General features: G+C 35.0%; 14 protein-coding genes and 1 tRNA gene. 4 read left to right on the top strand and 11 right to left on the bottom strand.

Going from position 1 to position 23564, the window contains the following annotated elements; genetic code table 11:
- Positions 1-172 precede the first annotated feature (172 nt).
- The 8 genes from OZP10_RS10875 to OZP10_RS10910 form a co-directional block, all read right to left on the bottom strand.
- Positions 173-850, bottom strand: a complete 678-nt coding sequence (locus OZP10_RS10875; protein ID WP_281634640.1) for a glycerophosphodiester phosphodiesterase — start codon at positions 848-850, stop codon at positions 173-175.
- 115 nt (positions 851-965) lie between these two features.
- Positions 966-2627, bottom strand: coding sequence for an alpha-amylase family glycosyl hydrolase (locus OZP10_RS10880; protein ID WP_281634641.1), 1662 nt, complete (start codon positions 2625-2627; stop codon positions 966-968).
- Between the two features lie 205 nt (positions 2628-2832).
- Positions 2833-4698, bottom strand: a complete 1866-nt coding sequence (locus OZP10_RS10885) for a glycoside hydrolase family 13 protein (RefSeq protein ID WP_281634642.1) — start codon at positions 4696-4698, stop codon at positions 2833-2835.
- 106 nt (positions 4699-4804) lie between these two features.
- Complete coding sequence (locus OZP10_RS10890; protein ID WP_281634643.1) at positions 4805-6919, bottom strand: glycoside hydrolase family 97 protein; 2115 nt, start codon at positions 6917-6919, stop codon at positions 4805-4807.
- A 19-nt stretch (positions 6920-6938) separates the two neighbouring features.
- Positions 6939-9242 carry a glycoside hydrolase family 65 protein gene (locus OZP10_RS10895; protein WP_281634644.1) on the bottom strand — a complete coding sequence of 768 codons (2304 nt, stop codon included), beginning with the start codon at positions 9240-9242 and terminating at the stop codon, positions 6939-6941.
- Positions 9243-9382: 140 nt separating this feature from the next.
- A complete protein-coding gene (gene pgmB, locus OZP10_RS10900) occupies positions 9383-10036 on the bottom strand; it encodes a beta-phosphoglucomutase (protein WP_281634645.1) in 654 nt (217 codons plus the stop codon).
- 18 nt (positions 10037-10054) lie between these two features.
- Positions 10055-11410: an MFS transporter gene (locus tag OZP10_RS10905; RefSeq protein ID WP_281634646.1), complete on the bottom strand. Its 1356-nt coding sequence runs from the start codon at positions 11408-11410 to the stop codon at positions 10055-10057.
- Positions 11411-11587: 177 nt separating this feature from the next.
- Positions 11588-12619, bottom strand: coding sequence for a LacI family DNA-binding transcriptional regulator (locus tag OZP10_RS10910; protein WP_281634647.1), 1032 nt, complete (start codon positions 12617-12619; stop codon positions 11588-11590).
- A gap of 236 nt (positions 12620-12855) precedes the next feature.
- On the opposite strand from OZP10_RS10910, the gene OZP10_RS10915 reads away from it, so the two are divergent.
- From OZP10_RS10915 to OZP10_RS10930, 4 genes are all read left to right on the top strand, one after another.
- Positions 12856-15837 (top strand): SusC/RagA family TonB-linked outer membrane protein, encoded by a 2982-nt coding sequence (locus OZP10_RS10915; RefSeq protein WP_281634648.1) that lies wholly within the window; start codon positions 12856-12858, stop codon positions 15835-15837.
- Positions 15838-15874: 37 nt separating this feature from the next.
- Positions 15875-17482 (top strand): RagB/SusD family nutrient uptake outer membrane protein, encoded by a 1608-nt coding sequence (locus OZP10_RS10920; protein ID WP_281634649.1) that lies wholly within the window; start codon positions 15875-15877, stop codon positions 17480-17482.
- Between the two features lie 26 nt (positions 17483-17508).
- A complete protein-coding gene (locus OZP10_RS10925) occupies positions 17509-18324 on the top strand; it encodes a SusE domain-containing protein (protein WP_281634650.1) in 816 nt (271 codons plus the stop codon).
- A 76-nt stretch (positions 18325-18400) separates the two neighbouring features.
- On the top strand, positions 18401-21277 hold the full coding sequence (locus OZP10_RS10930) for an alpha-amylase family glycosyl hydrolase (RefSeq protein ID WP_281634651.1): 2877 nt from the start codon (positions 18401-18403) through the stop codon (positions 21275-21277).
- Positions 21278-21384: 107 nt separating this feature from the next.
- On the opposite strand, the gene OZP10_RS10935 is transcribed toward OZP10_RS10930, so the two are convergent.
- From OZP10_RS10935 to OZP10_RS10945, 3 genes are all read right to left on the bottom strand, one after another.
- The gene (locus OZP10_RS10935) at positions 21385-21621 is read right to left on the bottom strand and encodes a DUF6814 family protein (protein WP_177211167.1); all 237 of its coding nucleotides are present in this window, start codon (positions 21619-21621) and stop codon (positions 21385-21387) included.
- A 10-nt stretch (positions 21622-21631) separates the two neighbouring features.
- On the bottom strand, positions 21632-23125 hold the full coding sequence (locus tag OZP10_RS10940) for an MFS transporter (protein ID WP_281634652.1): 1494 nt from the start codon (positions 23123-23125) through the stop codon (positions 21632-21634).
- Positions 23126-23434: 309 nt separating this feature from the next.
- Positions 23435-23507, bottom strand: a tRNA-Phe gene (locus tag OZP10_RS10945).
- Positions 23508-23564: the final 57 nt, after the last annotated feature.

Below are 23564 nucleotides of genomic sequence, written 5' to 3' on the forward strand. Positions count from 1 at the left end.
GCCACGAATAACACCAATTGGCACTAATTTTTTTTCTGCCACAGATTAAAGTGATTAACACAGATTTCTCAAATTTAAATACGAATAAATTAATTCGTGGAAATTCGTGTTATTTGTAGCAAAAGAAAAAATCCTTTTAATCCTAATAATCTGTGGCTAAAAATTTTATACTTTATATTTTATCTGGATTATCAGAGATAATCCCGTTTACGTTGTAACTTTTTACTTTTTGAATGTCTTTTTCTGAGTTTACTGTCCATGGTAAAACTAAGAATCCTTTGTCTTGCATTTGATGAACATTTTCTTTATTCAATAAATTAAAATCAGGATTAATAGCTTTTGCTTTTATTTTTTCGGCGAAAGCCAAAGCTTTATCTAAATCTTCTTCTGTTAAGATACCTATTGGAATATTCGGATTTAGGTTTGATGTTTCTTCTAACATATTCCAATCAAAACTTGAAATGATGAAATGATCGTATTTCCAGTTTTTCTCTGAGATATATTTCTCAATTAATGCAACAGCTTTCGGTGCAGTTCCTAAGCCTTTTAATTCGATATTGATTAGACATTTTTTGTTAACCAAATCAAAAACCTCGTTTAAAGTTGGGATTTGGTATTTTCCATCAATTAAAAATGATTTTAATTCTGCTAAAGTAAAACTGCTTACTAAACCTTTTCCGTTAGTGGTTCGGTCGATGGTTTCGTCATGAATTACGATAATATGTTCATCGGAACTCAAGTGAACATCGAGTTCAATTCCGTCTGAATTTAAGTCTAGGGCTTTTTGAAAAGCTTGTAAAGTATTTTCAGGTTCGTAGGCTTTGGCGCCTCTGTGAGCTATTTTTAGCATTCTACAGTTTTTTTCTTAACCGCAAAGGTCGCAAAGTTTTACGCAAGGTTCGCAAAGTTTTTTATAATCTTTGCGAACCTTGCGATTTACCCTTGCGACCTTTGCGGTTAAACTTTTAGATCAGTTCGAGTAAAACTATATCAAAATCATTGTCGATAATCACTTTTCCATCTATTACTTCGACTTCTTGATTTGAATAAGCATCTTTTAGTTTTGTCCCGTTTGAGAAGATATCACCAACTGGAAGTTCTTTTCTGCCTTTTGGTAAATCTACTCCCATCACTACTTTATCTATAAAAGAGCCTCTTGTAAATGTTCTGGAAAAAGTATAAGGATACGGATTAATTAGTTTGTGAACCCCAGCTCCAACGGCAGGATGATTTCGTCTAAACTGGCCTAATTTCTGCCAGTGCAAAAGTGTTTTTTGTGTTTCAGGATTGTTCTGAATATCTTCCCAATTCATATTAGAACGTAATGTTGCATCGCCTTGAGTGCCTTCGACAACTAAAGATCTTGCCGATTCATCTCCATAATAAACCTGTGACATTCCAGGAGAAAGCAATAGTTTATTGGCGGTTTCGATGCTTTTGGTTCTGTTGGCATCAAAAGGCTGTCCATCGTCATGAGAAGACATATAATTAAGGACAGAATATCCTTTTAATTCATTGTTAAGTGCATTCGAATATTTAGAAAATAAACCTTCATAATCGTTTTGAGCAGCATTCCATTTAAATTCAAAATTGATCATGCTGTTGAAACCATTTTGAAAATAATTGACTTTTCGATCTCCAAAATCATAATCCTGACCTCCGCTGATTCCGTAACCGTAAACTTCAGCAATGGTGTAAAACGGATTTTGATCTAAAACTTGCATTGGATGATGTTTTTTCCAAGTTTCAAAAGCGTACTCACATTCTTTTTTGAAATCTGCCCAAACGTTTTCATCAGTATGTTTTACAGTATCTCCTCTGTAGCCGTCAATTCCGAATTCCAGAATGTAATCTGTAAGCCATTTTATGATGTAATACTTTGGACTTCTTGGATAACCTGTCCTTTTGAAGAATTCGTCTAATGAAGCGATTTCTTTTTCGTAACGACCTTCTTTTTTCCATTTTTCAATTAAAAAAGGAGGGAGCGCTACTTCCTGAGTACTTTCAGTTCTAATATCTGGAAGATTATCAACCAAAGTACACATCGTTGTATTTTCGAACGATTTGTAATCGCAGACAACGCCAGTTCTAACCCAGTCTGAAGGCCAAACAGGATCTTCTGGAGTTACAGGTCCAGTATGATTTATTACCCCGTCAAGAATTATTCTGATGCCTTTTTCGTGCGCTTTTTTTACCAAATTGGCCAAATCTTCTTTGGTTCCAAAGTTTGGATCAAGAGCTGTCCAATCTTTTGCCCAATAGCCATGGAAGCCGTAAGTAAGCCCAGTTCCTTCGTCAACACCATCGTGAATCTGCTCTACAATCGGCGTAAGCCAAATGGCACTAATTCCTAATTTCTCAAAATAACCTGATTCGATTTTTTTAGTGATTCCGATAATATCACCGCCTTCAAATCCGCGTAGTTTTCCGGGAGTTTTGGTTCGGTTAAAGTTGACGTCGTTTGAAGTGTCTCCGTTGTAAAAACGATCTGTAAGTAAAAAATAAACATTTGCTCCTTCCCAAACGAAAGGTGTTTTCGAAGTATTATTCATTGTAACTGATTTTGAGCCAGAACAACTCATTATTAAGAATACTAAAGGTAAAAAAAGGAAAGGGTATTTTTTCATTTATTTCAAATTTAACGAAGATTTATAATAAAAAAGTTCCGCCACGAATTCACGAATTTTATTCTCAAAGATTGTCAAAAATAATTCGTGAATTCGTGGCGGAAAAACTTTGCGTAGACGCACTGCTGTGCGCCTCTACGATACATACTGTGGCAAAAAAACATTGCGAACTTTGCGCTTGTCCTTGCGAACTTTGCGGTTAGGTCTATTCCAATTCTAAAACCAAAGCCGATTTTGGTTCTAAAGTAATTTCAGAAGCTAAATCGAATGTTTTTCCTGTAATAATATCTTTACCTGATTTAAAGTTTTTGATATTTTCTTTAAAACGATTTGTTTTTACAACCTGCTCTTTTGCATTGTTATTGAAAACAACCATAACCGTTTTAGCATCAGTATATCTGAAATATACATAAGTGTTATTCTCAGGAATATAATGCGTCATTTTCCCGAAATGAACCGCTTCGTTTGTTTTTCTCCAGTTGAATAATTTTGAAGAGAAATCAAAATAAGTAGCTTGTTCTGCGGTTCTTCCTTCTTTAATGAAAGCATTGTTTTTATCCCCAGCCCATCCGCCCGGGAAATCCTGACGAATATCGGCATCTCCGCCTTTGCCTTTGTCACCACCCATTCCGATCTCTGAACCGTAATAGATTTGCGGAATTCCGCGAACTGTTGCCAATAAAGTCATCGCCAGTTTGTATTTTGGTAAATCATATTTGAATTTTTCATTCATACGATCCGTGTCATGATTTTCGGCAAAAACTAAGATATTATTCGTGTTTGGATATAAAAAATCCATAGCAAAATTGTTGTAGAATTTAATCAATCCGCTGTCCCAGTTTGGTTCATCTTCACTGAAAGCAGAAGTAATCTGGCTTTGAAGCGTAAAATCCATTACACTTGGAAGGTTTGAATTGTAATTTTCAATAGCACCAATTTTACTGTCTTTTTGCCAAAAAGCTAAATTCGCCTGATTGTGCATCCAGATTTCACCCACAATATTAAAATTAGGATATTCATCTGTAATAGATTTTGCCCAATTTGCCATGGCAGTTTTATCTGAATAGTTATAAGTATCAACTCTAAATCCGTCAAGGTTTGCAAATTCAATCCACCAAATCGCATTTTGCGTTAAGTATTTTGCAACAAGAGGATTTCTTAAATTCAAATCCGGCATAGAAGGTACAAACCAGCCGTCAACACAAACTTCCTGATCTGTTTTTGAAGCGTGAATATCTGTAATTACTTCACGACGGTGATGCGTTTGTGTGAAAGTTTCAAATTGATTGAACCATGTTTTGGTTGGAATATCTTTCATCATCCAATGCATAATTCCCCAGTGATTGGTTACATAATCCATAACCAACTTCATGTTCTTTTTGTGCATTTCTGCCGATAAACGAGCATAATCGTCATTCGTTCCGTAACGTGGATCAATTTTGTAAACATCAGATTGTCCGTAAGTATGGTATGAATGCTGTTTGTCATTGTCTTCACATAAAGGCGTGCTCCAAATTGTAGTTGCACCAAGAGATGAAATATAATCTAAGTTTTTGATGATTCCTTCGATATCTCCGCCGTGACGTCCGCTTGGATCTTGACGGTTTCCTTTTTCAGTTAAAGAAGCATCGCTGTCGTTTTTCGGATTTCCATTAGCAAAACGATCTGGCATGATTAAGTAAATCAAATCCGATGCGTCGTAACTTTTTCTGTCGGCCGAATTTGCTCTTCTTTCTTTAAGAGCATATTTTTGTTTAAAAGCAACTTTTTTATTGTTTTTAAAAGAGAAAACTAATTCAGAAGATTTTACGTCTTTTGTATCGATTGTTACGAAAAGATAGTTTGGGTTTTCAGTTTTTTCTACATTTTTAATCACAACATTGTTTGAAACTGAAGCTTCATATTGTGCAATGTTTTTTCCGTAGAACATAATCTGCAGTTCCGAATTTTTCATTCCGGCGTACCAAAACGGCGGTTCTACTTTTTGGATTTGCGCTTTCGCGGAAGCGGAAAACAACAAAACCATTAAAACTATTTTATAGAATGTGTGGTTAATTTTTAGGTTATTCATAGTAAAGATGAATTTAAACCATATAAGAAATGTAAGAACATTTAAGACAAAAACTGGGGAGATTTCTATTTAAATGGACTTACATTTCTTATATGATTAATTAAAATTATTTTGTTTCAATAACGCTTATCGCATAACCTCCTCCAGGAGCAGAAAACTGAGATAATTTTGATTTATTAGTTACAGCAATTTTCTTGATTGTATAAGCTTGCGGATTCGTTTTGTAATGCGCATCTTTTGCATCAGCATAAATTGTTGCTGTATATTTTTTTCCTTTTTCAAGGAAACTGAAATCGATGTTTGAGGTACGTGGAGTTTCTCCGTTTACGTTTCCAACAAACCAGTTGTTTGTTCCTTTTGCTTTACGAGCTACTGTAATGAAATCTCCTGGTTCAGCCTCGATATATTTACTTTCTGACCAATCTACAGCTACATCTTTAATGAACTGGAAAGCATCCAGAAAACGGTTATAGTTTTCAGGAGTATCTGCCGCCATTTGTAGTGGACTGTACATCGTAACGTATAAAGCTAATTGATTACAAATAGTACTGTTTACGTGTGATTTGTTGTCCGGATTCATTTTACTGATATCCATTTCGAAGATTCCTGGAGTGTAATCCATTGGACCTCCAATTAAACGTGTAAATGGTAAAACGGTAACGTGATTTGGTTTAGAACCACCAAAAGCCTGGTATTCTGTTCCTCTTGCAGCTTCGTTTCCAATTAAGTTAGGATACGTTCTGCAAATTCCTGTTGGACGAACTGCTTCGTGAGCGTTCACCATAATTTTATATTCTGCTGCTTTTTCGATAGCATATTGATAATGGTTTACAATCCATTGATCGTAATGATTTTCGCCACGAGGCAAAATATCTCCAACATAACCACTTTTTACAGCATCGTATCCGTTGTCTTTCATGAATTTATAAGCAGCATCCATATGGCGCTCGTAATTACGAACAGAACCTGAAGTTTCGTGGTGCATGATAATTTTGATTCCTTTAGATTTTGCGTATTCGTGCAAACCTTTTACATCAAAATCCGGGTAAGGCGTCAGGAAATCAAAAACATAATCTTTTGAATGTCCAAACCAGTCTTCCCAGCCTTCGTTCCATCCTTCAACTAAAACAGCGTCGAAACCATTTGCAGCTGCAAAATCAATGTATTTTTTTACGTTTGCATTATTTGCACCGTGCGTTCCGCTTGGTTTTGCTTTTGAAAAATCAGAAACGCCCAATTGAACGGTTGGAAAATCATTTGTATATGACCACGAGCTTTTTCCTGTAATCATTTCCCACCAAACACCAACGTATTTTACTGGTTTGATCCAAGAAGTATCATCAATTTTTGATGGATCGTTTAAGTTTAAAGTCATTTTTGAAGCTAAGATTTCTCTAGCGTCATCACTAACCATAATCGTTCTCCAAGGCGAGTGGCTTGGTGCCTGAATGTAACCTTTATCACCTTTTGCATCTGGTGTTAACCAAGATTCGAAAACTAAGTTTTTATCATCTAAATTCAAGTGCATACAAGAATAGTTGATCAAAGCCGCCTCGTGTAAGTTGATGTAGATTCCGTCAGCCGTTTTTAACATCAAAGAAGTCTGAACTCCTGTTGGCGAAAAGTTTTTCTGAGAAACATTTGCTGTGTACGCTTTTTGAGATAAACCTCTAATTTCAGATAATTTCGATTTTGTATAATCGTATTCTTGCGTGTCATAATCTCCCGGAATCCAGAAAGCAGTGTGATCGCCAGTCATAGCAAATTGAGATCTTTCTTCTTTAATTACAAAATAAGTAAGATTCTTTTGCGCAGGGAATTCATATCTAAATCCAAGTCCGTCTTCAAACAAACGAAAACGGATAATGATTTGTCTGTCAGTTCCTTTTTGGTTTAAAGTTACCGCCAATTCATTATAATGATTTCTGATGTTGTCAACTTCTCCCCAAACTGGTTTCCAGGTTTCATCAAAAGTGGAAGTTTTAGTATCAACAACCGTAAAGTCATTCAATAAAGATTTTTTGTCATCTTTAAGTTCAAGACCTAATTTACTGGTTTTTACAACTTCTTTGTTTTTGTATTTTAAATTGTACGTTGGAGTTCCGTCGTTTTGAAGAGAAAATTCCATTACGAACTTGCCTTCGGGTGATTTTAATTGTTGTGCTTCAGCAATTGAGCTAAAAGCAAACAAGATTAAACTTGCGAAAAATAAGTTTTTCATGTTTTTAGTTTTATGTAATTTAATTTATTTGTACAAATTTACTTGCAATAATAGGATTTTCGTTAACAATAATTGTTAAATCCTGATCACCGTCTACGGTAAAAGTTGTTTCGTTATGATTTACAGCTACTTTTAAAATTTGGTTTCTGAAATTGATTTTAAAAGAATATCCTTTCCATTCTTTCGGAATTTTTGGAGAAAAATGAAGCTGATCATTTTTAACACGCATTCCGCCAAAACCTTCCACAATACTCATCCAGGTTCCAGCCATTGATGTGATATGACAACCTTCTTCCACTTCCTTATTGTAATCGTCTAAATCCAGACGAGAAGTTCTTAAGTAGAAAGTATACGCCATTTCCATTTTGTCTAAAGCGGCAGCCTGAATCGAGTGTACGCAAGGCGAAAGCGAACTTTCATGAACGGTAAATGATTCATAAAATTCGAAATTGCGTTTTAATTCTTCTTTAGAGAAATGATCTTCGAAGAAATAAAAGCCTTGTAAAACATCGGCTTGTTTTATATAAGGCGAACGTAATACGCGATCCCAAGACCATTTTTGGTTGATTGGACGCTGAGAACGATCTAAATCTTTTACCGGAACTAAATCTTTGTCTAAGAAACCGTCTTGCTGTAAATAAATGCCCAATTCCTTAGAGATAGGGAAGTACATATCATCAGCTACTTTTTTCCATTCCTGAATTTCATTCGCCGAAAGGCTTACTTTTTCTAAAATGCGTTTGTGATCCGAAGGATATTCTAAAGCGACTTTATTAATTTGTTCCGATGCAAAATCAATACACCATTTAGCAATATAATTGGTGTAGAAATTATTGTTGATGTTGTTTTCGTATTCATTCGGACCTGTAACTCCAAGAATTACATATTGATTTTTCTCTTTTGAAAAAGAAGCTCTCTGATGCCAGAAACGCGCAATTCCGATTAAAACTTCTAAACCTTTTTCAGGAATATAAGAGTAATCGCCAGTGTAACGGTAATAGTTATAAATCGCAAAAGCAATCGCACCATTTCTGTGAATTTCTTCGTGCGTGATTTCCCATTCGTTGTGACATTCTTCACCATTCATGGTCACCATTGGATACAAAGCTGCACCGTTTTTGAAACCTAAATTATCTTTAGCATTTTCAATCGCTTTGTCTAATTGATTGAAACGGTATGTCAATAAATTACGTGCAACCTGTTGGTCTTTTGTCGCCATGTAAAACGGAATACAATACGCCTCAGTGTCCCAATAAGTAGATCCGCCGTATTTTTCTCCTGTGAAACCTTTTGGTCCAATATTCAAACGAGAATCTTTTCCTAAATACGTTTGGTTTAATTGGAAGATGTTAAAACGAATTCCTTGTTGTGCTTTTACATCGCCTTCGATTGTAATATCTGACATTTCCCAGATTTTTGCCCAAGCGTCAATTTGATTTTGAAGCAAAGCATTATATCCTAAAGCAACAGCAGATTTTATTACTTTTTCGGCTCCAGCCAAAGTGTTTTCATGGTTTAGAGAAACCGTATAACCACCAATTTTTTGGATTGATGAGGTGTGTCCTTTTGCAATAATAGTTCCGTATGTGTACTGAACTTTATCTGTTGTTGAATCGATTGTTGATGGCGAAATATTGATGTTTTCTCCATTTGCCAAAATCGTATTGTGCATGAAAGTCGTAACTTTAAAATGCGTTTTAAAAGTTTGAGCCGTTACAAAAGCTTCATTTGTACCTTTTTTAACTTCAAGCGGTTCCCAGAATTTCTCTTCCCAGTTGGCATCTTCATTGGTTACACCAGCGTCAACGTAAGGTTTGTAAACAATTTTAGCATCTTTATTTAAAGGTGTAATATCGTATTTAATGATTCCGGCTTCGTCTAAATCTAATGAAAGAAAACGACGAACGTTTACGGCGATTTCTGTGCCGTTTTTCAGAATTGCTTCAAAAGAACGGTTGTACCATCCTTCTTTCATATTCAATTCTCTGCGGAAGTTTCTAACTTCGGTACACGTATTTAAATCAAGATTTTCTTCGTTGATTTCAACATCAATTCCAATCCAGTTTGGAGCGTTAAGTACTTTGGCAAAATATTTTGGGTAACCGTTTTTCCACCATCCCACTTTTGTTTTATCTGGATAATAAATTCCAGCAATATAACTTCCTTGAAAAGTTTCAGCTGAATACGTTTCTTCAAAATTGGCGCGTTGTCCCATAGCGCCGTTCCCGATACTAAAAAGACTTTCAGAAGATTTTACTCTCTCCGCATCAAATCCTTCTTCTATAATAGACCAATTGTCTGGTTTTATATAATCTTGGTTCATCTCTTTTTAATTAGATAATTCGGCAATTTGATAATTAGATAATTGCCTTGGTTTTTAATAACTTTTTACATTCATTTGAGTAATTGTAGCATTAGAAAATTTGTCGGTGAGATTAATTATCTCATTGACACATTTTCTAATTAACCAATTAATTTCTCAATAAAGCTTGTTTCGATTTGGGTAAAATCTTTAAAAATGTGATCAGCTTCATGTAAAATTGTTTCCTCACCAATTCCCACACTTACCATTTCTGCGATGTTTGCTGCCTGAATTCCGGCAACAGAATCTTCAAATACAATTGAATTTTTTGGATCAATGTTTAATAATTGAGCCGCTTTTAAGAATACTTCAGGATCTGGTTTTGCATTGCTGACATCGTTTCCGTCAACAATAACATCGAAGTAAGATAGAACTCCTGTTTTTTCTAAAATTGGTCTTGCATTTTTACTGGCAGAGCCTAATGCAATTCCTTGGTTTTTATCTTTTAATAGTTTTAGAATTTTTAAAACTCCTGGAAGAACCTCACTTTCATCCATGTCAACTAAATAAGATAAATAATCTTCGTTTTTTTGAATTAACCATTTGTCTTTTTGTTCTTGAGTGGCCTGAACATTCCCTAACCCAAGTATAATGTCTAGCGAGCGAACGCGACTAACACCTTTTAGAAGTTCGTTGTCTTCATGTGTAAAATTGATATTTAACGATTTGGCAATTTTTTGCCAAGCCAAAAAGTGGTATTTAGCGGTATCAACGATCACTCCGTCAAGATCGAATATGAATGCTTTTTTGCTCATTGTATGGAAAATTCTTTATTATGATTTTTGAGTAAAGTCGTCTACATCTTTTACTTTAGAAACTAAAGCAGCAGCAATTAGAAAACTAACTCCGCTTGTAACTAAGGCATAAATTGCATCTCCATTGTAAAGGTATTTTACAATTGGACCACCGATTAGAGCATTTACAATTTGTGGAATAACAACAAAGAAGTTGAAGATTCCCATGTAAACCCCCATTTTTTTAGGTGTAATTGAACCTGCAAGAATAGCGTATGGCATTGCTAGGATACTCGCCCAAGCAACTCCGATTAAGATCATTGGCAATACTACCCAGTCTTCGTTTGGCATGAAATAAATAGATATTAAACCTATTCCTCCAATTATAAGTGAAAGGGAGTGTGTTGCTTTTCGGCCAATTTTTTTAGCGATGTACGGAAGGAAAAACAATGCAACAATAGCAGAAACTAAGTTGTAAACACCAAATAGAATTCCGACCCAGTCTCCAGCATCTTGATATTGTTGGCTAGAAGTGTCTTCTAATGGCAGACCATAAATGTGGTGCGCAATCGCAGGAGTTGTAAAAACCCACATTCCGAATAATCCAAACCAAGAGAAAAACTGGACCCAGCTAAGCTGACGCATGGTAGTTGGCATTTTTGCAAAATCGGTAAAGATGTCTGTGATTTTTGATTTCTCTTCTGAATCAGAAATTGCATCATTTTGCGGATCCTCAAATTTTGCTAATTCTTCTGGCGAATATTCTTTGGTTGTAAATAAAGTTACTAAGATGGAACCGATTAAAACCGCCGCGCCAATGATGAATGACAAGGTTAAATTTAACGGTACACTTCCTGGAACTGTGCTATTTGGTACACCAAAATACTTGGTTAAAATGTATGGCAATGCAGAACCAATTACGGCTCCAAAACCAATTAAAGAAGTTTGAATGCTAAATCCAGCAGTACGCTGATCTGTTCTTAAATTGTCTCCAACAAGCGCTCTGAAAGGTTCCATTGCAATATTGAAAGAGGCATCCATAATCATTAGCATTCCTGCTCCAACCCATAAAGCGGGTAATACAGAAATGAAAATGTTAGCTTGTGGCATTAAAATTAATCCCACAGAAGCTAGAACGGCTCCCACTAAAAAGAAAGGTTTTCGTCTGCCGAATTTCCCCCAAGTTTTGTCGCTGTAGTGACCAATGATTGGCTGTACTATTAATCCCATTAGAGGAGCAATAATCCAGAACCACGAAAGTTCATGTACGTCGGCACCAAAGATTTGAAGAATTCTGCTGGCATTTGCATTTTGAAGTGCAAACCCCATTTGGATTCCTAAGAAACCGAAACTCATATTCCAGATTTCCCAGAAACTTAATTTACGCTTTTCCATTATCGTAATTTGTAAAAAATTATACGATAAGCGCTTTGCTTATCAAAACTTACTGTTTTTTCGAAGTAAAAGTAAAAGCCTTGACGGGCGTAAAATTATAAATTATTTTTTTATATATGCTAATAAAAAAGCCATAAATATTTTTTATGGCTTTAGAAAGTATTGATTTTAAGAAAATTAGTCAGTAGATTCTCGTTCTATTAGGTGGGTTTCGATAACTTCTGTGGTGTAATTTTCGGTATGTTCTTCGTCGTCATCTTCTTCGGCTTCAAGTCTTTCAATAAGCATTTTAGCTGCTTTATTGCCCATTTTTTCGCCGCTCTGGCTTACTGTTGTAATGGTTGGAGTAGAATATTTAGAAATAATTCCGTCAGTAAATGCAATAACAGCTAAATCTTCTGGGACTTTTAATCCCATTTTGTTTGCTGTTTTAATAATTGTCACGGCAAAAAGCTCATTTACAGCAAAAACAGCATCGAAAGCTCTGGCGTGTAGAAGCTCAGAAATAGTTATTTCGCAAGTATCTACATCTTCAATTTTTATGATTAAATCTTCATTAAACGGTAATCCGTTATCTAATAAAGCTTTTTCGTAGCCGTCTGTTCTCAGTTTTCCGACACTTACATAATCGACTGTAGTAACTAGAGCAATCTTTTTGCGGCCATTATCAATCAAGCTCTGAACAGCTTCATAAGCAGCCGCTTTATCATCAATAATTACTTTATCGCAAAGAATATCATTAGTTACGCGGTCAAACATAACTACAGGCATTCCTTGGTTGATCACTTCTGTAATATGATGGAAGTCACCTTTAAACTGAGTTTCTTTAGAAAGCGACATGATAAAGCCATCGATGCTACCGTTGGCTAACATTTCCATGTTTAATACCTCTTTGTCAAAAGAATCGTCAGATACACAGATTACTACGCTGTATCCGTATTCGTTTGCAACCTGTTCCACCCCGTTGATGACAGTGGAGAAAAAATAGTGTACGATTTCTGGAATAATGATGCCTATACTCTTGGTTTTTCGGTTTTTTAAACTAAGGGCAATATTGTTGGGTTTGTAGTTGTAAAACTTTGCAAAAGCCTGCACTTTTAGACGTGTTTCTTCTCCAATTTCGAGACTGTTTCTGAGTGATTTTGAGACAGTTGAAATCGATACGTCAAGTTCCTTTGCAATCTGTTTGAGGGTTATTTTGCGTTTCATGTAGTTAATCGAAAAAAATCTAATTAATAATAAAGGTGTATAATATTTTTGGTATTTGCAATTTTAACACTGAAAGATTACAAAAAATAGAAAGTTTTCAACACTACCACGTTTTCGTAAAGCAATAAAAAGTGCCTGCTGTCGAGCATGTTAATAAATTCATAATTTTGAAATTCGAAGTAAAATTAAAAACTTAACTAACGTTCAAAAACTCAAAACTAATTTAAACAAAAAGTATGAAAACAATTTACAAAAAGTTGTTATTTTTATTCCTATTGTTGCCTTTTACAGTGTTGGCTCAGAACACTTTAAAAGGAACTGTCGTTGATAAAACAACAGGGCAGCCAATACCAGGAGTAAATGTAAATGTACAAGGTGCTCCAAACGGTGCATCAACTGGATTTGATGGAAATTACCAGCTATCAAATGTTAAAAATGGTAACAAGATTGTTGTTTCTTTTATTGGCTACAAAACAGAAACAATTGAGTACACCGGTCAAAAAACACTTAACGTTACTTTAGAAGAAGACACTAATCAGCTTAAAGAAGTTGTGGTGCAAGTTGGTTACGGTACTGTGAAGAAAAAAGACGCAACAGGATCTGTTTCTCAAATTGCTGCAAAAGACTTTAATAAAGGAATTAACGTAACTCCTGAAACATTAATCAGCGGACGTATTGCTGGTGTAAATGTTGTTGGAGGCGGTGCTCCTGGAGCAAAGGCAGATATTAGAATTCGTGGAGGATCTTCTTTAAGTGCTTCTAATGAACCATTAATTGTTATTGACGGACTTCCAATGAGTAATTCAGTTCCTGATGGTGCAACTAGTATTTTGTCTACAATTGATCCTAATGACATTGAATCTTTTACTGTTCTTAAAGATGCTTCTGCAGCTGCAATTTATGGTTCTCGTGCTGCAAATGGTGTAATTGTTATTACAACTAAAAAAGGTACAAAAAGCGGTGTAAAAGTTAACTTTAGCTCTCAGGTTGGTATTAATACTGTTGCTAATACTGTTGACGTATTAAGTGCAGATCAATATCGTGCTTTAGTAAATGAAAAAGGTACTGCGGCTCAAAAAGCTTTATTAGGTACGGCAAATACTGATTGGCAAGATGAAATTTTCCATACTGCTTTAACAACAAACAATAATATTTCTGTAAGTGGTTCTTTATTCAATAAATTACCAGCACGTTTATCTATTGGAAATGTTGATAATCCTGGAATATTAAGAAACACTTCTTTTGAAAGAACTACGACATCGTTATCGTTGAATCCAGTTCTTTTTGACAATCACTTAAAAATTGACATTACTGGAAATTTAGCTTTTGGAAAGAATCAATTTCAAAATGAAGGAGCGGTAATTAGTAGTGCAATCATATTCGATCCAACACAGCCAGTTTATCAGGCAGGTTCTCGTTATGGAGGATACTTTGAATGGCTTGAGCCAAATGGAAATGTACCATTATTGCCAGCAAGAAACCCTGTGGCAAGATTAAATCAAGAAGACAGAAGAGCAACTTCTACAAGAAAATGGGGTAATATTAGATTAGATTATAAATTCCATTTCTTTGAAGATTTGAGAATCGTTGCAGAAGCAGGTATCGATGCATTTGATAGTGATGGTTATAATGCTATAAGTACTGAGAGTATTTTAGGATATCAGCCTACAACATTTGATAAAGGGAACTGGACTAATTTAGGAGGATATACGCATTATACAGATCACCGTCAGAATAAAAACTTAAATACTTACTTTAATTATACTAAAGATTTAGGAAAGTTTAAAATTGATGCTACTGCAGGATACAACTATCAGTTGTTCCAGCGTGAAGGATTTAATTCAGGAGATATTAAACAGCCAAATCCGCCTGCAGATGTTACTACAGATCCAGACGTTAACTTGCAATCGTATTTTGGACGTTTGAATTTAGGATACGATAGTAGATATTTATTAACTGTAAACTACAGAAGAGACGGAACTTCTCGTTTTTCTAAAGAAAACAGATGGGGTAATTTTGCGGGAGGAGCTTTTGCATGGAACGTTGCAGAAGAAGCTTTCTTAAAAGATAATGAGACTTTGTCTAGTTTGAAATTAAGAGTAGGTTATGGTACTACAGGACAACAAGATATTCCGCCTGCATACGATTACTTACGTCGTGTGACTTTAGGGACACTTAATACGCAATACGTTTTTAACGGAGTTATTTACAGAGCTGCGAGACCTGAAGGATATAATGAAGATATAAAATGGGAAGATCTTGCTGAGATGAACTTAGGAGTTGATTTTGGATTTTTTAATGAAAGATTGACTGGTTCGGTTAACTATTTTGATAAAAAATCAAGCGATTTATTAGCAAATATTCCTGTGCCAGATGGAGCAAATATTAGAAATCAAGGTTATAGTAACATTGGTAGTGTAAGAACAAAAGGGGTGGAATTCAGCCTTCAGTCTGATATTATTAAAAATGATAAATTAACATGGAATGTTGCAGTTAATGCAACTTACATTGACCAGAAAATCTCTGATTTAGGAAATACAATTCCTGGATTCCAAGGATATTTGACAGGAGATAATATTGCTGGAGGAACTGGAAACCAAATTTTAATACATTCAGAAGGATATGCGCCAAATTCATTCTTTGTATTTGAGCAATTATATGATGCAAACAAAAGACCAATTCAAGGTGCTTATGCAGATAGAAATGGTGACGGAGTTATTACAGATGCTGACCGTTACAAATTTCACAAGCCAACAGCAGATTATACTTTTGGATTGTACTCTACTTTGAATTACAAAAATTTCGATTTTTCAATGAACTGGAGAGCTAGTTTAGGAAATTATATTTTCGATAACGTAAGCTCTGATAAAGGATATTTAGAAGCAGGATTAAGAAGACAATCTGATTTAGCTAACATAACTACAGATTACTTTAATACTGGCTTTACTACTGAAAGTAACTCTAATGGAACACAGCGTAATTATTCAAATTACTTTATAAAAGACGCTTCTTTCATTAAGTTGGATAACATTGTATTAGGATATACTTTTAATAAAACGTTATTAAAAGCAGCGTCACTAAGATTTACAGCGGGAGTTCAAAATGTTTTTGTTCTTACAAAATACAATGGCTTGGATCCTGAAAAATTCAACGGAATAGACAATAACGTTTACCCAAGAGCTAGAACATTCTTGTTTGGAGTAAATGCAAATTTCTAATAGTACATTGAAAAATAAAATTTTAAAAATCAATAAAATGAAAATATCATTTAAATATATATCTTATTTTTTCCTATTAATTTTAGGATTAAATATGACGCTTACTTCGTGTACGAACGATTTAGATGTGAAGCCAACAGATGATGATGAGTTTCTTTCTGATGACTTTTTTAAAGATCCTGCATCTTACAAGCAAGTATTGGCAAAATTATATGCAGGTTTGTATGTAGGAGGAAATGATGGTGACGGGCAACCTGATATTTCAGGTCTTGGGGGTGATTTTAGCAGTTATTTGCGTTTGCTTTTTGTTACTCAGGAGTTTCCTACTGATGAAGCTATTGTTGCTTGGTCTGATGATGGTTTGCCAGCGATAAATGGACAAAAATGGAGTCCAAGTAACCAGTTTTTATATGGGATTTTCTCAAGAGCATTTTATGAAATTAGCGTTGCTAATGAGTTCTTGAGACAAACGACAGATGAAAAATTAACTGAGCGTGGTGTTGATACAGCAACAAAAGCAGAAGTTGAGAGATTTAGAGCAGAAGTTCGTTTTTTAAGAGCATTTTCGTATTATAATTTAATGGATTTGTTCGGGAATGTGCCAATTACTACTGAAAAAGACCCTGTTGGTTTCTTCTACCCAGAACAAAAAACCAGAGCAGAAGTTTTTGCTTTTATAGAATCTGAATTGAAGGATATCGATAATACTTTAGCGCCTTCTAAAGCAAATGAATATGGAAGAGTTGATAAAACTGCAGCTAAATTTTTGTTAGCACAAATTTATTTAAATGCTAAAGTTTATATTGGAACAGAAAGATATAGTGAAGCTGCTACAGTTTGTAATGAAATTATAACAGGTTCTTCGTACGCTTTTGCAAATGTACCATATAACTATTTGTTTGCTGCGGATAATGATAGAAATGGAGCTCAAAATGAAGTTATCTTCCCAGTAGTTGGAGATGGTAATGCTATTAGAGCAACAGGAGGAGGAATGAGTTTTATTCTTCACGCATCTATTGGAGGAAGCATGGTGGCAGCTGATCAAGGTATGGACGGAGGCTGGTCTGGTATAAGAACAAGACCTGAATTTGTTCGACTATTCCCTGATGTAAATGCAGCTTTGGATAAAAGAGGAACTTTTTATACCAATGGACAGACTTTAGATGTTACCGATTATGGAGTGTTTACAAATGGTTATGCAGTTACAAAATATTCAAACATAAATTCTGACGGATCTGCAGCACAAAGAAATAATATTCCTGATACAGATTTCCCTATGTTCAGATTGTCGGATGTGTATTTAATGTATGCTGAAGCAACTCTTAGAGGAGCATCTACAGGTAATATTGCATTAGCATTAGAATATGTAAATAAAATTAGATTAAGAGCTAGTGCAGGTATTATTACGACTACAGATTTAACTTTGGATTTTATTTTAGACGAGAGAGCTCGCGAATTATTTTGGGAGTGTCATAGAAGAACAGATTTGATTCGTTTTGGTAAATTCACGGGATCGTCTAAAATCTGGCAATGGAAAGGTGGCGTTAAAAATGGTAGTGGTACAGACTCATTCAGAGATTTGATGCCTATTCCGTCACGAGCTATTCAAGCTAACCCAACTTTAAAACAAAATCCAGGATACTAACTAACCTTTATAAAAAAATAGACAAAATGAAAAATATATATAAAATTTTAATCGCATTTATTGGTGTATTAGCGGTGTCATGTAATGCAGACGATGTAGAAGAAAGACCAGTAATTACACCAGAGTCAGCACCAGTTTTGCTTAGCCCTCAAAATGATTTCAACATTGTTCTTACAAAAGAAAATGAAAATGAGATTGCTACAACAGTAATTTGGGATTATGCAAAGTATGATGGTACAGCAACGGTTATCAATTATACTATCGAGATTGCAAAAGCGGGAACAAAATTTGCGACACCAGTTACTGTTACTACTACGACAGCGCGTTATAAAGCTTTAACTGTTGCAGAATTAAACTCTGCTTTGGTTAATGGAGGTTTTATTGAGAAAGAAGAAAACAATGTTGATATTCGTATCAAAGCTACAGTTGGTACTGGAGCAGAAGCGCAATATTCTAATTTCTATACTTTTAAAGCAACTCCTTATCACACACCATTAGCAACTTCTCACTGGTTAGTTGGTGCTGCTACTCCAGGAGGATGGTCTTGGGATGGTGATGCTGAAACTGAATTCCCATTAGTAGTTGGTAAAACAGATGTTTATCAAGTAACAGTTGTTCTTAAAAGCGGAGAAGCGTTTAGAGAATTCTTAGGAAATAACTTTACAAGTAATGGTAACTGGGATGCAAGCCACAACTATACTTACTACTCTGGATTAGGTTATACTATTGATGACGAATTAGTAAACGCTGGTGACGGTGACAGTAATTTTAAATATACTGGACCAACTGGACCAAGAGTTTTAACTATTGACAATGGTGCGAAAAAAATAACATTAGACTAGTTTTTAATGTGTTATACAAAAAGGGCTATCTTCAGATAGCCCTTTTTTAATCGACTAACTAGATAACCACGAGATTATGAAAAAAACTTTACTATCAATATTTTTATTGATGGCAGTGACCGTTTTTGCCCAGCCTCAAACAGTTACTTACTCAATAAATCCTTCTACTTTTGAAGATACGATGCCTATTACCATTACAATTAATGGCAATAGTGTTAATGAAACTTCATGGGGAATCAGTACCACTAATGCATTATATCTTTGGTCATGGTCTTTTGATGTAAATGATATTAATCAATCAGATAGTCCTTCTAATGGAACTTGGACTTCATCCAATGAAGCAAGTAAATTTACTTATAATGCAGTAACCGATACTTATACTAAAACAATTACCCCTTCTACTTATTTCGCAAGAAACGGAATAGGAAGAATTGGTTTTTTGGTTAAAACGAAAGACGGAACGGGCGATAAAAAGTCACAAGACATTATAGTTGAAGTCGGATCTTTTCAAGTAACATTAACTTCGCCAGCCGAAAACAGTACAACGATTATTAACTCTGGTTCAAGTTTTAATATTACAGCAACAAATACAGGTGGAGCTGGAAGCTACACTTTGAAATCCAACGGAGTAACAATCAATACAAACGCAAGTACTTCAAGTTATTCTTATACTCATACTAATGTTACAGGAAATCAGACTTATGAATTGATCGCAACTCAAGGAGCTACAGCCGTTTCTAAGAAATTTGCGGTGGTCGTAAATCCAAACACAGTTTCTGAAGCTATGCCAGCAGGTCTTGAGGACGGAATTAATTACAATTCTGTAGATCCTACAAAAGCAACTTTGGTTCTGGATGCACCATTAAAAGACTTTGTTTATGTTGCAGGAAGTTTCAATAATTGGCAGCCAACATCGGCATATGCAATGAAAAAGGATCCTACTTCGGGTAAGTTTTGGCTGGAATTAACTGGATTAGTTTCTGGTGTCAACAATACCTATCAATATTGGGTTTTAGACACTACGCCAATTGCCAATTCGCCATCAATGGTAAAAATTGCTGATCCATATTCTACATTAGTATTGTCTCCTTATGATGATTCTTCAATTCCTGCTTCAAAATATCCAAATATGCCCGTTTATCCAGCGGGACAAAATTTTGAAGTGACAGTTTTAAAAACAGGACAGACTCTATACAATTGGCAAGTAACCAATTTTGAAAAACCTGAAAAAGAGAAACTAGTAGTTTATGAAGTTTTGGTTCGTGATTTTGATGCGTCTAGAAGCTATCAAAGTTTAATTGATCGAATAGATTATTTTAAAAATCTAAAAATAAATGCAATCGAGTTAATGCCGGTAATGGAATTCGAAGGCAATGAAAGCTGGGGTTATAATACTTCATTCCATATGGCTTTGGATAAGTTCTACGGAACTTCGGATAAACTAAAAGAGTTTATTGATTTGTGCCATCAAAACGGAATTGCAGTAATTCTTGACGTTGCATTAAATCATGCCTTCGGAAGAAATCCGATGGTGAGAATGTGGATGAATGATCCTGATGGAGACGGTTTTGGATCGCCAACTGCCGAGAATCCTTATTTTAATACAGTAGCAAAACATAGTTATAGTGTAGGAGAAGATTTCAATCATCAATCACCAAAAACGCAGTATTATGTAAATCGAGTGATCAAACAATGGATTCAAGAGTATAAAATTGATGGTTTCCGTTGGGACTTAACAAAGGGATTTACACAATTATGTACAGCGGGCGATAATGCTTGCACCGATGCTTACAAACAAGATCGTGTTGATATTCTGAAAAAATATGCTGATTTTTCTTGGGCAATAGATCCAACGCATTATACCATTTTTGAACATTTAGGAACAGACACAGAAGAAAAAGAGTGGGCTAATTACAGAGTAACAGAAACACCAAGTAAAGGTGTTATGATGTGGGGAAAAATGACAAAAGAGTATAATCAATTGTCGATGGGATATGCTTCTGAAAGCAATATTTATAGAATGAATAGTGCAAATCGTGGTTTTGCTGCCAATCGTTTAATGGGTTATGCTGAAAGTCATGACGAAGAACGTTTGATGTATAAAAATGTACAGTATGGAGCTGTAAATGGTGCTTATAATGTAAAAACATTAAATACAGCTTTGTCTAGAATGTCGGCAATTGGTGCAGTTTCTTTATTGATTCCTGGCCCAAAAATGATCTGGCATTTTGGAGAATTGGGTATGGACGATTCTATATTTAGCTGTAATAACGGAACTGTAAATGATGAAACACCAACTATTTCTGGCGATTGTAAATTAGATACAAAACCACAACCGCAATGGACAGAAAACTGGTTAGGAGATTCTAATCGTAATAAAATTTATAACGATTGGGCTAAGATGATTACGCTTAAAAAAGCTGAGCCTGTTTTCTCTGGAACATCAACAATTCCAAATACTAATTCGTTAACAATAAATATCAAAATTACAAACAGCAATTTGACTTCTTCGCAACTAAAAGATGTTTTGATTTTAGCCAATTTTGATACTACAGCTCAAAATGTTGCAACTGGTTTTCCGTATGTAGGGACTTGGTATAATTTAATGGATAATACTACTATTACAGTAACAGATGTAAATGCTGGTATAAATCTTCCAGCAGGAGAATATAGAATTTACGGTAACAAAGTCGCAAATTTAGCTATAGAAGATTTTGAAAAGGGGAATTCTGTTAATCTCTATCCAAATCCAGTTGCAGATTATTTTACTTTAAATGCTGGTTTTGTAAAGGTTCAAATTTATTCTGTTTCAGGCCAGCTGGTCAAAAGTTTTAATTCTAAAGGCGTTCCAGATTCTCAATTTGGCGTAAGTGAATTGCAATCAGGATTGTACATTGTAAAAGCTTCTGACGAAAACAACAAAACTCAGGTGATGAAGTTTATTAAAAGATAAACTTAAAAATAAATCTTAACAGATTAAAAATTTGGTTAGGTTAGTAATGAGAAAGGGCTGTTCTGCACATTGCAGACAGCCCTTTTCGATTTTTTTTAAGATAGGTTTTATTTGTTTTTTCTTTTCGTATCGTTGTATTCTCCAATTAGAGAATAATATCCAAATGTTCCTAAACCCATAACAATAAGCGGTGTAAGTATAAATAAAATAATGGCACCAAATACCAGATCGTCTTGTTGGTCCGAAAGCAGTTTAGGCAAACCAAATTCAAAGACACAGAAATAAGCCGCTGCAGCCGCTAAAGCAATCCATAAAGCCCCTAAAACTTGTTTAATCGCATTCATTTTTTAAATTTTAAAGGTGAGTAGTTTTGTTTTTGTTGTCAATATAAATCATTCCAATTACAAAGCAGATTCCTGCAATAATAATCGGATACCATAATCCATCGAGATAAAAATCGGTTTTGCCAGCTGTTTTGGCGTGAGATACAAAATAAGTAGAAATAGCTGGAAGTAAACCTCCGAAAATTCCGTTTCCAACATGATAAGGCAATGACATAGAAGTATATCTAATTTTGGTTGGAAACATTTCGACTAAGAAAGCTGCAATAGGGCCATAAACCATTGTTACAAATAGTACTTGAATAAAAACTAAGAAGGTTAACGTCCATTTATCGCTTGAATTAATTGTTACTGAAATGCTAGTTTGAGCATCTTTTTTGTGCATGTACGTTTTTTTCTCCACCACGGATGTTCCGTCTGTATATTTTTTTTCTGTAATTGTGATCGAACTTCCATCGGCATTGTTTTCAGTTTTTATTCTTGGAGTTTCAAGAATCTCTGTTTTCTTGCTTACATCAGTAGTATCGTACATCATCTTGTAAATAGGTCTGTATGATAGTATAGCAATCAACATTCCGAACATCATTATATATTTACGGCCAATCTTATCGCTAAGCCATCCAAAAACAATAAAAAATGGGGTTCCAATTAAAAGAGCAATTCCTAGTAGTTCATCAACTTGCGAAGAATCGACATTCATTACTGTTTTCATAAAGCTCATCGCATAAAATTGTCCCGTATACCAGACAACACCTTGACCCATTGTGGCTCCAAACAATGCTAAAAGCACAAATTTTAAATTGTATCGGTTTCCAAAACTTTCCTTTAACGGATTAGCACTTGTAGTTCCCTCTTTTTTAGCCTTTGCAAAAACAGGAGATTCATCCATATTTTTTCTAATCAGATATGAAACTCCAACCATAGCAATTGAAACCCAAAAAGGAACGCGCCATCCCCAAAGATCAAAAGCTTCAGGAGAAAGTATATTTTTGGTAGCTAGAATAACCATCAGAGAAATAAATAAACCAACAGTAGCAGTAGTCTGAATCCATGAAGTCCAATATCCTTTTTCTCCCGGTGGAGCATGCTCGGCAACATACGTGGCGGCGCCGCCATATTCTCCTCCAAGAGCAAGACCTTGAAGTAAGCGTAAAATCAAAACCAATAAAGGAGCTAGAAAACCAATTGTTTCATAGCTTGGAATACAGCCTATTAAAAAGGTTGAACCGCCCATTAATAATAAGGTAGCCATAAAAGTATATTTTCGGCCAATAATATCTCCAAGCCTTCCAAAAAATAAAGCTCCAAATGGCCGAACTACAAATCCAGCGGCAAATGTGGCTAAAGTAGATAAAAATGCTGCGGTTGGATTGTCGCTAGGAAAAAATTTTGTTGAAATTACGACAGCCAAACTGCCAAAAATGTAAAAGTCGTACCATTCGATCATGGTGCCCATTGAAGAGGCCGAAATTACTTTCCAAATGCCTTTAGTAGAAGTTTTGCTCATAAAACTGCTTTGAGATCTTGTTAATGAATGAAAAAGAAAAATACAGTTTTACGAATATAGAAGATATTTTTTTATTCAGTCAATACTTTTTTAACAAAAACTATTAATTTGTTGACATTTTGGATTTAAGAACTAAAGTAAATTTGAAGAGGTTTTTAACCGCAAAGAGCGCAAAGATTTACGCAAAGGTTCGCAAAGTTATTTTTAAACTTTGCGAACCTTGCGCTTTTTTTCTTTGTGTACTTTGCGGTTAAATAAAACAGAAAAGTATAAAAAACAAAAAACCCGAATATTTCTATTCGGGTTTTGTGGTACCTCCAGGGATCGAACCAGGGACACATGGATTTTCAGTCCATTGCTCTACCATCTGAGCTAAGGTACCGTGCTTGTTGCGGGTGCAAATATATAATCATTTTTGGTTTGTGCAAAACATTTTTTA

It is taken from the genome of Flavobacterium luteolum, assembly GCF_027111275.1.
Taxonomy (GTDB): Bacteria; Bacteroidota; Bacteroidia; order Flavobacteriales; family Flavobacteriaceae; genus Flavobacterium; species Flavobacterium luteolum.